This is a genomic window from Lysobacter antibioticus (genome assembly GCF_000731095.1).
Taxonomy (GTDB): Bacteria; Pseudomonadota; Gammaproteobacteria; order Xanthomonadales; family Xanthomonadaceae; genus Lysobacter; species Lysobacter antibioticus_B.
Genome location: NZ_JMTZ01000050.1, coordinates 1 through 11,559 on the forward strand (window position 1 = coordinate 1; position 11,559 = coordinate 11,559).

Sequence of the window (11,559 nt, forward strand, 5' to 3'; positions counted from 1 at the left end):
TCGGCCTGTTCCGCAGCGATACGTTCGGCTTCCAGACGTGCGGCTTCGGCCTGTTCTGCAGCAAGGCGCTCGGCTTCGAGGCGTTCGGCTTCGGCTTGCTCGGCAGCCACACGCTCGGCTTCAAGACGGGCCGCTTCGGCACGCTCGACTTCGAGACGTGCGGACTCGATGGTGCTGTCGGCGAAACCGACCGGCAGCAGGTCGAGACCGAGGCTCAGCTCGTCGCCGTCGAAATCGGTCCGGGAGACCGGCTTGGCCCCGGCATCGTCGTTACCGGCTACCTGGGCGAATTCGCGCGAGGGGTCGTAATCGCCGAACGCGCTGAGATCGTTGACGGTGAGCTCGGACAGATCCTGGCCTTCCGGCAGGACGTCGTCGTGGTAGAGCTCCTCGGTGATCATCGGCGAACGCGCGTCGGGCAGGCTGTCGCGCAGCGCGGCGATGCGTTCGGGCAAGCCGACGAACATCGGCACGTGCGGCATCGGCGACTTCAGCGCCTCGACCGTAGTGCGGATCGCATCGGCCACCGCGGTCAGCGCGGCCACGCCTTCGGCGCTGGCCGGCGCGGCGCTGGCGAGCAGACGCTTGACGTAGGCTTCGGTCGGCGCGGTCACGTCGGTGATGACCGGCACTTCGGTCATCGCGAAGGCGCCGTTCAAGGTGTGGATCGAACGCTGCAGAGCGTCGCTGGCGAGCTGCGGTTGCGGGTGCGAGGCCGCCAGCCAGGCTTCGATGGTGACCAGGTGGCCGGCCACTTCGCCGTCGAGGATTTCGAGCAGGACCGGGTCGACCGACGCCGGCACGTAGGGCCCGTCGATCGCGACCGGAGCCGCGGTTTCGGTTTCGGCTTCGGCTTCGACCGCGGCTTGCGGCGGCTGGTAGAAGGCTTCTTCGCCGGTCGCGAGCAGATCGGCATGCGCCTCGATGCCGGCGACGTCGACGGTCAGCGGGCCCTGGTTGCGCAGGGCAGCGTAGAAACCCGGCAGCGCGCGATGAGCGTGCTCGACCAGGTCGATCACTTCCGGGCTCGCCACGCGGCCGTGTTCGCGCACGCGGTTGAGCAGGTTTTCGATGTTCCAGCTGAACTCGCCCAGGGTGCGCGCGCCGACCAGGCGGCCGCTGCCCTTGAGGGTGTGGAACACGCGCCGCACAGGCTGCACGCGGGCCAGATCGTCCGGCGCTTCGCGCCAGGCCGGCAGCAGGTTGTCGAGGTTGGCGATCTCCTCCTCGAATTCCTCGAGGAAGATTTCCCGCACTTCGTCGTCGATGTCGTCGACTTGTTCGAAACCGCCGGTCGCCACCGACTGTCCGAGCATCGACGGCGGTGCGTCGGGCACGGCGTTGAGCAAGGAGGCGTCGATCAGCGCGCCGCCCGCGGCGACGGACGCCACGGTTTGGGTCGCGTTGGTTTCGGTCGTGATGGATTCGGTCGGGGTGGTTCCGGGCGCGGCGTCGGATGCCGCGGCGAGCGTCGGCTCGACCGGCTCGGCGGTATCGGCCGCGACGGCGTCGCCGACTGCTTGCGCGTCGACGGTCTGTTCGCTGCGCTGTAGGTCGAGGCTGTCGGCAACAGCGGATTCCGGCGTCGAGGCCTCGACGGCCGGCGCCTGCGTTTGGGCCGTATCGACCGGGGCGGCTTCGACGGCCGGGGTCGCGGCGACCGGGGTGGCTTCGGCCGCCGGCTCGACCCGGATCACGTCCGGCAACGGCCAGTAGCGCAGGGTTTCCAGGCTCTGGCGGGCGATGTCGAGAATGTCGTCGCGGTTCGGGCGCTGCTCGCGCAGCGCTTCGAGGTAGTACTCCAGGCTCGCCAGCGCATCGGCCAGCGTGTCGAGCTGCTGGCCGCTGGGCACGCGGCGGCGGCCGATCAGTTCGACTTCGGTGTAGCGCTTGACGCCGGTCAGGTAGTCGGCCGCCAGCGGCAGCTCGATCATGCGCAGGGCGCCGGCGACTTCGTCGAGCACGCGCGGCACTTCGGTCAGTTCTTCGTGGTCCCACTTGGTCTCGACGAAGGCGACGAAGGACTGGCGCGCGTCGCCGAAATTGGCGATGGCTTCGCGTGCGACCACGTCGAGCACCTTGCGCGCCTCACCGGCGAGCAGGTTCTCTTCGGCCTTGTCCTCGGGCAGGCCCAGGCGCGAAACCTGGTCGTCCAGCGAGGCGTCGACATAGAGCAAGGCGCCGGCCACGTCGAGCAAGGTGCCTTCGTCGGCGGCGCGGCGGCCTTCGACGATTTCGTGCATGGCTTCGCGCTGCTGCAGCACCACGGTGCGGGCCATGCCCAGCCCCATCATGCCCAGCGTGTCGCTGACCCGGGCCAGGGCGTCGACCTGCGGACGCAGTTCGCCGGGGTCGGTCTGGTTGGTGCGCAGGTGCAGGTCGAGGGCGTCCTTGACCCGCAACAAGTCTTCCTTGATCGCCGCCGCGACGGTGTCGAGCAGGGCGCGGTTGCGGCCGCTGAGGCTGCCACGGGCGTGTTCGAGTTCGGACTCGCTGGGCAGGTGCGCGGCGAGTTCGAAGGTCTGGCGCAGGTCGTCGAGCGCCGGATGGCGGCCGTCGCTGTGGGCGACGTGGTACAGCAACTGGCGGGTCGGCTCGGCCGCGGGTTCGCCGCGCGGCGCGCTGAAGCCGTCGTCGGACAGCATCTGCCGCGCTTCGCGGTCGACGCCGCCGAAGGCCTGGCGCAGCGCGCGGGTGGCCGGCAGGGCGCCGTCGCGCAGGGCGTGGGCGACCGACGAGGCCACCCACAGCATGCGCCGCACCGGTTCCAGCACGACGTCGGCGAGCAGGCCGTCGATCGCGGAGGCGAGCTGAGCCGGATTCGCCGGCGCGCCGTCTTCCGGCCAACCGGCCAGGGCGTCGCGCAGCGAGGCGAGATGCGGCGCGCTGGCGTTGCGGCCGGCGGCGCTGCCGACCGGCAGCGGCGGCGGCAGGTGCGCCGGCAGCGGTCGGTCGAGATTCGGTGCGAACAGGACGCTTTCGTTGAGCCCGGACTCGCCGCGCGTGGCGCGCAGCTCGTTAAGCAACGGCAGCAGCACGATCGGAATGTCGCGATGCCCGCCCTGCAGACGCTCCAGGTAGTCGGGCAGCAGCACCACGCCGCGCATCAGCGCCGCGCAGGCCTCGTCGCGGTCGGCGACCTGGCCCTGCTGCAGGGCGATGGCCAGACGCTCCATCTCCTCGGCGACCATGGCCGGCGCATACAGCTCGACCATGCGCAGGGTGCCGTGCACCTGGTGCAGATGGTTCGCGCACACCCGCATGCGCGAGGCGTCGGCGGGATCTTCGGCGAATGCCTCGATCTCCTGGCGCGCCTGGCGCAGGGTTTCGTCCAGCTCGGGCTTGATCCAGCCCAGCGTGGTGGTGTCGATCGCTTCGCGCAACGCGGTCATGACGCGACCCGCCTGTCGGCGGGGCCGCGTCGCAGACGCGGACCGTGGCTCTGCCAGCGATGCGCCCCGCCTGTCGGCGGGACCGCGTCGCAGACGCGGACCGTGGCTCTGCCAGCGATGTGTCGGAAGCTTCATCCTCGATACAACCCTTCTTTTAATCCCGTCCCAAAGCCGCCGTTCAAAGCGCCGCGTCGTGTCTCGGCTGCCGCCGGGTCAGGCCGGCAGCTTGAAGTCGGCGACCGAACGGCGCAGGTCGGCCGCCAGTTGCGCCAGGTTTCCAATCGACGCTGCGGTCTGGTTGGCGCCTTGCGAGGTCTGCGAGGTGATCTGCTGAATCGTGTTCATGGTCTGGGTGATGTTCGAGGCGGCGCTGGACTGCTGCTGCGCCGCACTGGAAATGCCCTGAATGAGGTTGGACAAGTCGGACGACACCTTTTCGATCTCGCCCAGCGCGGTACCGGCGTCCTCGGCCAGTCGCGCACCCGCGACCACTTCCGAGGTCGTCTGTTCCATCGAGCTGACAGCTTCGTTGGTGTCGGACTGAATTGTCTGAACCAGCGTCTCGATTCGCTTGGTTGCGTTGGAGGCGCGTTCTGCGAGTCGCTGCACTTCGTCGGCCACGACCGCGAAGCCTCGGCCCGCTTCGCCGGCGGAGGCCGCCTGGATCGCGGCGTTCAGCGCCAGGATGTTGGTCTGTTCCGAGATGTCGTTGATCAGTTCGACGATCGAGCCGATTTCCTGCGAGCTTTCGCCCAGGCGCTTGATTCGCTTCGAGGTTTCCTGGATCTGGTCGCGGATCGAGTCCATGCCCTGAATCGTCTGCCGCACCACGCCCGCGCCCTTGGTCGCGATCTGCACCGAGCGCTGCGCCACGTCGGCCGACTCGGCCGAGTTCTTCGAGACCTGGTCGATCGAGGCCGCGATTTCGCTGATGCGGTCGGAGGCGGAGTTGATTTCCTGGGCCTGGTGCTCGGCCGCTTCGGCCAGGTGCATCGCGGTGGCCTGGGTTTCCTGGGCGCTGGAGGCGACCTGCACCGAGGTGTCGGTAATGGTCTGCACCAGGCTGCGCAGCTGCTCGACGGCGAAGTTGATCGAGTCGGCGATGGCGCCGGTCATGTCCTCGGTCACCGTCGCCTTGACCGTCAAGTCGCCTTCTGCGAGCGAACCCATTTCGTCCAGCAGGCGCATGATGGCCTCCTGGTTACGGTCGTTGAGTTCCTTGGTGGTCTGGTAGCGGCGCTGCTGAGCGTAGTTCAGCGAGAACAGCAAGCCGGCGATCGCGACCAGCGCGGCCAGGCCGGAGATGATCGACAGCCACAGGTTGCCGAACACGCTCTTGTCGCGCAGCGAACCGAACGCGGTGAAGGCGCTGAACAGCGTTTCGCTTTCGCTCAGCAGGCGTTCCGAGCCGCCGGTGATCGATTCGGCCGCGGCCTGGGCCTGGAACAGGTCCTTGGAGCTGGCCGAGATCGCGTCGAGGTCTTTCTTCATTTCCATCCACAGCGCTTCGGCCTGGCCGAGCGCGGCGAGCGCGCTGGAGTTGGACAGCGCGGTCACGCCGAACGAGGTGTCGCCCTTGCGCAGGCCGGTGAGGACGTTGCCGAACACAGTGGCGTCGCGTACAAGCGCTTCGCCGGCCATGCCGGCGCCGCTGCCGCCGGCGCGGATTTCGGTGATGCGTCGGGCCATGGTCGCCGACAGCACGACCTGACGCAGGGCGATGTAGACCTGCGAGGACGGCGAGCCGGAGGCCGACATGGCGCGGACCAGTTCGTCGAGGCGGGCCTGCAGCTGCGGGACGCGGCTGGAGAAGCTGTCGGCGTTGCCGGCCAGGGCCAGCACCGCCTTCTCGCTCGCGATCACCTGTTCGGCGCTCTGTCCCAGCGGCTGCCAGCTCTTGCTGACCACGCCGATCGGGCCCGACACGCCGGCGGTGTCGCCGAAGTTGTCGTTGAGCGTCTGCACGTCTTCGTCGATCGCGGCCTTGGTCTTCTTGAACTCGGCGAAGGCGTCCTTCGCGCCGCCGACCGCTTCACGGCCTTGAATGGCGAGCTTCTGCGAATTCACCTGCAGGTTCGACGCCGCCGAGCCGGCGCCGCCGAGCCTGGCGCCTTTCCAGGTCGCGTAGCCTGTGTTGAGACCGAACACCAGCACCGATACGGCCAGTACGATCAGCCAGGTGTTGGCGCCCAGAAGGCGGCTCTTGCCGGCGTTGTCCATCACAGTGCTCATGGTTCGCAAACCTCGGTGAACTTACTAGTCGGGCTGATGAAGGGAGCGGCTCAGGCCGCTGCTTGTCGGAATTCGGGAGTACGGGCCAGGCGGTCGAGGCTGAAGATGCCCCAGTACCGGTCGTCCAGGCGGTAAGCCCGGTCGATGAAGTACGCGTAGCGGCCCTCGGTGAGGCCCTGCTCGGCGACTTCCTCGAGGCCGATCTGTTGCTGGTCGTGGAAACTGCGCTGGCCGTAGAGCTCGTCGATCAGCACGGCGACGTCGCCGCCGGGCTGGCGCACCAGCAGGATGCGCTGCCCCTCGTGCAGCACCGTGCGCTCGCCTTCCAGGAACTGCTTGAGGTCGACGATCGGCAGCAGGCTGCCGCGCACGTTGGCCAGGCCGAGCATCCACGGCTGCGAGCCGGGGACGTGGGTGACCTGCGGCAGCGAGAGGATTTCCACCACCTCGGCGAAGGTCGAGGCCAGGCGCCGGTCGCCGATGCGGTAACCGACGCCGCGCCACAGGCCGGGCGCGTCGAGCTGTTCGGGCAGGCCGGGCACGTGCGCCAGACTGCGGCGCTCGTAATCGGTCAGCACATCGAACGGCGGCTTGAGCGTCATCGTTTCAGTTACCCAGCAATGCGTTGATCCGCGCGATCAATTCGTCCTCGCGCGGCGGTTTGACGATGTAGTCGCGCGCGCCCTGGCGCATGCCCCAGGCGCGATCGGTTTCCATGCCCTTGGTGCTCACGATCAAGACCGGGATGGCACTGGTCTGCGCGTCGCGGCTGAGCGCGCGCGTAGCCTGGAACCCGTTCATGCCCGGCAACACCACGTCCATCATCACCAGGTCCGGCAGCTCGCGTTTGCAGGCTTCGATGCCGTCCTCGGCGCTGCCCGAAGCGAAAACTTCGTGCCCATTGCGTTGCAGCAATTGGGTCAGGACCGCGGTATCCGTCGGCGAGTCCTCGATAAGCAGGATGCGTGCCATGGTGTGCCTTACCCCCCGGTCAGGCGTGTACGTGCTTGCGAATCGCGTCGAGGAGTTCCTCGCGCGTGAAAGGCTTGGTCAGGTATTGCTCGGACCCGACGATGCGGCCCCGCGCCTTGTCGAACAGGCCGTCCTTCGAAGACAGCATGATCACCGGCGTGCCCTTGAACAGTTGATTGTTCTTGATGAGCGCGCACGTCTGATAGCCGTCCAGACGCGGCATCATGATATCCACGAAAATGATCTGTGGCTGCTGGTCGGCGATCTTCGCCAGCGCTTCGAATCCGTCGATGGCCGTGACCACCTCGCACCCTTCGCGTTTCAACAGTGTCTCGGCGGTTCGACGGATGGTCTTGGAATCGTCGATCACCATGACCCTTAGACCATCGAGGCTGCCGCTACGAACCTCGTCGAGCATTCTTTGTATCCCCCATTGCAAACGCCGATATCCCCGGGCGTCGCGAAGCCGTCTTTATTCCAAGCCGCACGCGGGCTGTCAAGCGCGCATTCCGTGCCTGGAAACTGAATACGCAGCGATTCCGTCATCCGGAACAGGCTCGCCGTGCGCTACCGAACGTTGTGCAGGCCGATTACTCGGTCCGCGCATCGCCGCCCCGTCGCATCGCGCAGTAGCCATGATCGCTGCGTGTCGCAAATGGACGCAGCGCGACCGTTTCCGACCCCGTCATCATGACAGATACCGGCGACCCGCCTGCTACCATCGCCGTCAATCTTTTAGGATTCCGTTCCCATGCCGTTGGACATCGTCGTCGTGATGGACCCCATCGGGTCGATCAAGATCGCCAAGGACTCGACCTTCGCCATGCTACTGGAAGCGCAGCGCCGCGGACATCGGCTCTGGTACGTGCAGCCGGGCGGACTGAGCCTACACGGTGGCCATGCGGTGGCGAAGGTGACGGCGCTGGAAGTGCGCGACGATCCGAGCGGCTGGTACAAACTGGGAACTTGGTCACAAATTAAGTTGGCGGCCGGTCACGTCGTACTGATGCGCAAGGACCCGCCGGTCGACGCCGAGTACCTGCACGATACCCAGATCCTGAGCATGGCCCAACGCGCCGGCGCCTTCGTGGTCAACGATCCGCAGGGCCTGCGCGACTACAACGAGAAGCTCGCCGCCCTGTTGTTCCCGCAGTGCTGCGCGGCGACCCTGGTCAGCCGCAACCCCGCGGCGGTCAAGGAATTCCTCGCCTTCCACCAGGAAGCCGTGCTCAAGCCGCTCGACGGCATGGGCGGGCGCTCGATCTTCCGCGTCCGCGCCGGCGAGCCGAACGTCAACGTGATCCTGGAGACCTTGTCCGACGGCGGCCGCCACCTGGTGATGGCGCAGAAGTACCTGCCGGAGATCAGCGACGGCGACAAACGCATCCTGCTGGTCGACGGCGTGCCGGTGGACTACGCCCTCGCCCGCATCCCGCAGGGCGACGAGTTCCGCGGCAACCTCGCCGCCGGCGGCCGCGGCGAAGGCCGCCCGCTCAGCGAGCGCGACCGCTGGATCGCCGCCGAAGTCGGCCCGGAAATGAAACGCCGCGGCATGCTGTTCGTCGGCCTGGACGTGATCGGCGACTACATGACCGAGCTCAACGTCACCAGCCCGACCTGCATCCGCGAGCTCGACGAACAATTCGGCCTCAACATCGCCGGGCTGCTGTTCGACGCGATCGAGGCCCGCGTCGCCGCCCAGGCCGCATGAGCGCCGTCGCCCCCGCCTCCCCGGCCGGCGGCATCGCCGAGCCGCAACGCTTCAGCGCGACCATGGTGCTGTCGCTGCTGGTGCACGGCATCGTCGTGCTCGGCGTCGGCTACACCCTGGAGCAGGCCGCGCCGGTGGTGCCCACCCTCGACGTGATCCTGACCCAGACCCAGACCGCGCTGACGCCCAAGCAGGCCGACTTCCTCGCCCAGGCCAACAACCAGGGCGGCGGCGAGCACGACAAGAGCACGCGCCCGCGCGACAACCAGTCCGGCCCCGCCCCGCAGGCCGAAGCCGGCGTCGCCCAGATGGCGCTGCGCGCCCAGTCGCCGACCGCCCAGCCCGAGCCGGTCGCGCGCGTGGTCAGCAGCACCCGCGGCGAAACCGTGACCGCGCGCGACCGCAGCACCCAGACCCCGACCGAGCGGCCGCTGCCGACCGGCCCGCGCAAGATCGAACACGACATCGAGATGGCGCGCCTGGCCGCCGAAATCCACATGCGCTCGGAGCGCTACGCCAAGCGCCCGACCCGCAAGTTCGTCTCGGCCAGCACCACCGAGTACGCCTGGGCCGGCTATCTGCGCGAATGGGTCGACCGCGTCGAACGCGTCGGCAACCTCAACTACCCCGACGAAGCCCGCCGCCGCCGGCTGGCCGGACAAGTGGTGATCAGCGTCGCCGTGCGCCGCAACGGCAGCGTCGAACGCGCCGACATCATCCGCAGCAGCGGCATCGCCCTGCTCGACGCCTCCGCCCTGCGCATCGCCAAACTGGCCGAGCCCTACCCGCCGCTGCCCAGGACCGAAGAGAACCCGGACATCCTCCACGTCACCCGTACCTGGAATTTCCTGCCGGGCGGGTCGCTGGTGGACGAGTAACGCGCTGCGAGGTCATGGGCTCGCCAAGCTTGCCTCGTGACCGTCAGCGCTAGTTTTCCGTAGGCCAATTGTAGATGTCGAAATCCAGGCTGACGCCCAAGCGACCCAGCTCAAGCAGCAGTGAAGACTCGATTCGACAGCCTTCGTTCCACCCGGAAAGATGCCAGCAGCAAAAAATATTGACGAGAGTCACCTCGTCGATATTGCGCACGCTCGGGAGCGTGTTGGAGACATGCTCCAGCAGCCAAAGGATATGGTCTGCGATGTCATCGGATTCGACATAGCCCCTGCTGGTCAAGAACCAACCGCCGACCGGGAGCTCCCGCTTTCGATGCTCGGGCCCCACCTCGTCTCCACGCTTCTGCGATGACGTAGGCTCGACGCCTAGCGCATCAGTGACCTTTGCCGGATCAAGGTCGTGGCCACAGATCCGAAGCGTCGCATATTTCATATTCCTGTCAGTCATGAAACGGTCTCGCCGCAGATACCCACTGATTGCACTCCAACGCGACTCTCACGGCCAATGTTCATGATTCGCCAAGAACGATAGAACGACGGCATCCGCCTTGGTCACTTCGAAACGCTCTACTTGACGCCGATTCCATGCTGGCTTGCCCAAGCTTCGAACTGCCGAGCATCGGCAGGGGTGATCAATACTTGACGCGCGAACCAGCCGCGCTTCAAACGGACCATGAAAGATCGAGCGAGAAATCGGCTCTTGAAGTTGAACGCCGAGATGGATCCTATCGAGGCCACACCGGTCTCCTTGATCTCTTCGATGCGATCCCTGTCGAGGAAGTGAACTGTCACCTTCCTGAGAACGACGAAACGAATGCCATCGTCCTCAACAATCACGTCGTAAAGCCACGTAAGAGGCTGAAACCCAGCCATCAGCAGTCAAATCCCAGAATGGTTTCGATCATCGAAGGTCGTTCCAAGCTTTCCAAATCGGGATAACCCGTCGCATTCACAGCGGGCGGCGCCTGTTTACATTGCTGGACTACTATCCGCCGATCGCATGCTGTCTTCCTTGAGCGACAGCGCGGACGCTGCGAATAGGTGAATCAGGACGCGGCCTTGCGCTCGCTGCGCAGGGCGACCTGCTCGGCGATGGTCAGGGCGACGTTGTTGCGCAGGTAGGCGGGCTCGACCAATTCGGGAGCGACCGCTTCGCCGCGCGCATACGCCAGCGCCGCCAGCCGCGCGAGATCGGCCGCATGCGGCAGGGCTTCGGCGTCGATGCCGGCGAAACGCGCGCCGAGCCGCTGTTGCAGCGCGCCGTGGGCGGCGGCGAAACCGGTGCCGACGCCGAGCCAGTTGGGAGCATCGCCGGGCACCACGGCCGCATCGGGCGCGATCACGGTTTCTTCGTCGAGCGCGTGCGCATCGCCGCCGCGCAACTCGAAGGCACCGGTGTAGACCTCGCCCATGCGCGCATCGATCGCGGTATACACGCGCAAAGCGTCGTCGCTGCCGGCGTTCGCTGCGAGCGGATGCGCGCGCAGGGCCAGCACGGCCAGCGTCGATACCGGCACGATCGGCCGGTCCAGGGCCAGGGCGATGCCCTGCGCGATCGCGATCGCCAGGCGCACGCCGGTGAACGCGCCGGGGCCGCGGCTGATCGCGATGGCATCGAGTTCGGATCGCCGCACGCCGGCTTCGGCCAACAATTGCTCGGCCCAGGGCAAGGACAGTTCGGCGTGGCGCCGCGGCGCCAACTCGAAGCGCTCGCGCACTTCGCCGTCCAGCCACACGGCGACGGAACAGGCTTCGGTGGCGGTTTCGAACGCTAGCAGTTTCATGGGGCTCGGCAGGGTCGGACGGGCGTTTCGCGCCGCGATTGTCTCATGCGGGCGCTCCTGGAACCCCCGCCGCACTGTGCCCGGCGCCACTCGCCCGGTCGCGCCGCCAAGGCCTCGCCGGCACCCCTCACTCGCCGTCGGCGACCGCCGGATCGTTCGGGTTCGGCTGCCACAGCTCGATCAAGCCGCCTTCGGGGTCGAGCACGTAGCCGAACTTGCCCTGCTCGCTGTCTTCACCGCGATCGAGCACCTGGCAGCCCTCTTCGCGCAGCGCGAGCAGCATCGCGTCGAGGTCGTCGACGCGGAAATTCACCATGTAGGGCTTGCTGCTGGGCTGGAAGTACTCGGTGTCGGCCTTGAACGGCGACCACACCGTATAACCCGTCTGACCGGTCGGCTGGCCGTCGGCATCGAGCCGGCCCCAGGGGAACAGGGCACCGCCCCAGTCCTCCACGCCGACGCCCAGATGCCTGGCGTACCAAGCCGCCAGCGCGGCCGGATCGTCGGCCTTGAAGAACACGCCACCCAGGCCGTGCACACGCGGTTTGCGCTCCGTCATGCTCCTACCCTCC

General features: G+C 67.2%; 11 protein-coding genes. 2 read left to right on the top strand and 9 right to left on the bottom strand.

The window, feature by feature from the left end:
• From EX88_RS0115240 to pilG, 5 genes are all read right to left on the bottom strand, one after another.
• Positions 1 to 3,392, bottom strand: a 3,392-nt coding sequence (locus EX88_RS0115240) for an Hpt domain-containing protein (protein WP_031372852.1), incomplete at its 3' end; no start/stop codon positions are given.
• Between the two features lie 213 nt (positions 3,393 to 3,605).
• Positions 3,606 to 5,624: a methyl-accepting chemotaxis protein gene (locus EX88_RS0115245; protein WP_031372853.1), complete on the bottom strand. Its 2,019-nt coding sequence runs from the start codon at positions 5,622 to 5,624 to the stop codon at positions 3,606 to 3,608.
• Positions 5,625 to 5,674: 50 nt separating this feature from the next.
• On the bottom strand, positions 5,675 to 6,226 hold the full coding sequence (locus EX88_RS0115250; RefSeq protein ID WP_031372854.1) for a chemotaxis protein CheW: 552 nt from the start codon (positions 6,224 to 6,226) through the stop codon (positions 5,675 to 5,677).
• Between the two features lie 4 nt (positions 6,227 to 6,230).
• Positions 6,231 to 6,596: a response regulator transcription factor gene (locus EX88_RS0115255; protein ID WP_031372855.1), complete on the bottom strand. Its 366-nt coding sequence runs from the start codon at positions 6,594 to 6,596 to the stop codon at positions 6,231 to 6,233.
• A gap of 19 nt (positions 6,597 to 6,615) precedes the next feature.
• Positions 6,616 to 7,014: a twitching motility response regulator PilG gene (pilG, locus tag EX88_RS0115260; RefSeq protein ID WP_031372856.1), complete on the bottom strand. Its 399-nt coding sequence runs from the start codon at positions 7,012 to 7,014 to the stop codon at positions 6,616 to 6,618.
• A 333-nt stretch (positions 7,015 to 7,347) separates the two neighbouring features.
• Here pilG and gshB point away from each other — a divergent pair, with 333 nt between their 5' ends.
• Positions 7,348 to 8,307, top strand: a complete 960-nt coding sequence (gene gshB / locus EX88_RS0115265) for a glutathione synthase (RefSeq protein ID WP_031372857.1) — start codon at positions 7,348 to 7,350, stop codon at positions 8,305 to 8,307.
• Positions 8,304 to 9,185, top strand: coding sequence for an energy transducer TonB (locus EX88_RS0115270; RefSeq protein WP_031372858.1), 882 nt, complete (start codon positions 8,304 to 8,306; stop codon positions 9,183 to 9,185). The genes gshB and EX88_RS0115270 overlap by 4 nt, the downstream gene beginning before the upstream one ends.
• Before the next feature lie 49 nt (positions 9,186 to 9,234).
• Here the strand turns inward: EX88_RS0115270 and EX88_RS0115275 are convergent, their stop codons facing one another.
• From EX88_RS0115275 to EX88_RS0115290, 4 genes are all read right to left on the bottom strand, one after another.
• On the bottom strand, positions 9,235 to 9,651 hold the full coding sequence (locus EX88_RS0115275) for a DUF4279 domain-containing protein (protein WP_031372859.1): 417 nt from the start codon (positions 9,649 to 9,651) through the stop codon (positions 9,235 to 9,237).
• 119 nt (positions 9,652 to 9,770) lie between these two features.
• The gene (locus tag EX88_RS0115280; protein ID WP_031372860.1) at positions 9,771 to 10,076 is read right to left on the bottom strand and encodes a hypothetical protein; all 306 of its coding nucleotides are present in this window, start codon (positions 10,074 to 10,076) and stop codon (positions 9,771 to 9,773) included.
• 173 nt (positions 10,077 to 10,249) lie between these two features.
• Positions 10,250 to 10,987, bottom strand: a complete 738-nt coding sequence (gene tsaB / locus EX88_RS0115285) for a tRNA (adenosine(37)-N6)-threonylcarbamoyltransferase complex dimerization subunit type 1 TsaB (protein WP_031372861.1) — start codon at positions 10,985 to 10,987, stop codon at positions 10,250 to 10,252.
• Positions 10,988 to 11,114: 127 nt separating this feature from the next.
• The gene (locus EX88_RS0115290; RefSeq protein ID WP_031372862.1) at positions 11,115 to 11,546 is read right to left on the bottom strand and encodes a VOC family protein; all 432 of its coding nucleotides are present in this window, start codon (positions 11,544 to 11,546) and stop codon (positions 11,115 to 11,117) included.
• Positions 11,547 to 11,559 lie beyond the last annotated feature (13 nt).

What these genes read in the sequence shown, in the direction of transcription:
- EX88_RS0115245 (WP_031372853.1), bottom strand. Translation starts at nt 5,624, where the DNA reads ATGAGCACTGTGATGGACAACGCCGGCAAGAGCCGCCTTCTGGGCGCC.
- EX88_RS0115250 (WP_031372854.1), bottom strand. Translation starts at nt 6,226, where the DNA reads ATGACGCTCAAGCCGCCGTTCGATGTGCTGACCGATTACGAGCGCCGC.
- EX88_RS0115255 (WP_031372855.1), bottom strand. Translation starts at nt 6,596, where the DNA reads ATGGCACGCATCCTGCTTATCGAGGACTCGCCGACGGATACCGCGGTC.
- pilG (WP_031372856.1), bottom strand. Translation starts at nt 7,014, where the DNA reads ATGCTCGACGAGGTTCGTAGCGGCAGCCTCGATGGTCTAAGGGTCATG.
- gshB (WP_031372857.1), top strand. Translation starts at nt 7,348, where the DNA reads ATGCCGTTGGACATCGTCGTCGTGATGGACCCCATCGGGTCGATCAAG.
- EX88_RS0115270 (WP_031372858.1), top strand. Translation starts at nt 8,304, where the DNA reads ATGAGCGCCGTCGCCCCCGCCTCCCCGGCCGGCGGCATCGCCGAGCCG.
- EX88_RS0115275 (WP_031372859.1), bottom strand. Translation starts at nt 9,651, where the DNA reads ATGACTGACAGGAATATGAAATATGCGACGCTTCGGATCTGTGGCCAC.
- EX88_RS0115280 (WP_031372860.1), bottom strand. Translation starts at nt 10,076, where the DNA reads ATGGCTGGGTTTCAGCCTCTTACGTGGCTTTACGACGTGATTGTTGAG.
- tsaB (WP_031372861.1), bottom strand. Translation starts at nt 10,987, where the DNA reads ATGAAACTGCTAGCGTTCGAAACCGCCACCGAAGCCTGTTCCGTCGCC.
- EX88_RS0115290 (WP_031372862.1), bottom strand. Translation starts at nt 11,546, where the DNA reads ATGACGGAGCGCAAACCGCGTGTGCACGGCCTGGGTGGCGTGTTCTTC.